1 protein-coding gene is annotated in these 843 nt (G+C 48.4%); it reads right to left on the bottom strand.

Features of this window, described 5'->3' with window-relative positions; all coding sequences use genetic code 11:
• Positions 1 to 843, bottom strand: an 843-nt coding sequence (locus R8N47_RS24360; RefSeq protein WP_318186001.1) for a diguanylate cyclase domain-containing protein, incomplete at both ends; no start/stop codon positions are given.

Below are 843 nucleotides of genomic sequence, written 5' to 3'. Positions count from 1 at the left end.
CGTATCAAATAACGTACGCCATCTCACACTTCCGCGCGCTTCTTCATCGTGGTTCCATTTCTTAAAACGGCTCCAGTTATTGTTGTTTTGTAGCTGCGCACTTCTGAGTGCCGTTTCCGCCTCATCAATAATTTGGCTGTGTCGCTCTCCCTCTTTGTACATTGTGATACCAATATGGCACCAGTTGTCGGGGTCGAGCGGATCTGGCGGCGTAAGTTTCTCTAGTTGACGAATACATTGTGAGGCCAAGTTGGCAACATCTTTGGCGCTTTGATGAGGTAAGAACAGTGCAAAATCGGCATCGTAATAACGAGAGAACACCACGTCTGGGTAACGCTGCACTAAATTGGATAACAAGCTACCGACTTCAACAATAAACTCGTCGGTGATTTGCTTATCTTGCTCTTCTTCCACGAGCTTCCAATCTTGAATACGAATCAGCAAGACCGCGCCACGTGCGCCACTCTCTAAAAGAGCCGATTCCAGCTTGCTATCAAAGAGCACTCGATTGGCTGTTCCAGTGAGCTTATCGAGAAAAGTTTGAGTACGGATAAAGGTATCAAAGCGGCTGCGCTCCTGGCGTGCATCCTGTAATTCTTCAATCAACACATCGAGTGCTTCACTCGCGGTGTAAGGCCACTCTTTTTTATCTCCCTTCGCGTCTTGCTCAACTCGCCCCGCCAAGATCATTCTTCCTCGCTCTTCCAGCATTTCTGAACCAGCAAGCTGCTCCTTTAGCCACGCAACACCGCGCATCAAACAAAAGATGATCAAAATAACGGCGAGAGTGATCGACCACAACGCCTGCATGGAGTAGCTGTAACCTAAGTAAGGAGGGATGGC

This window comes from Vibrio sp. 2132-1 (assembly GCF_033344315.1).
The sequence above is the reverse complement of the archived record's forward strand: the minus strand, read 5'-3'. Positions and strand labels throughout refer to the sequence as shown.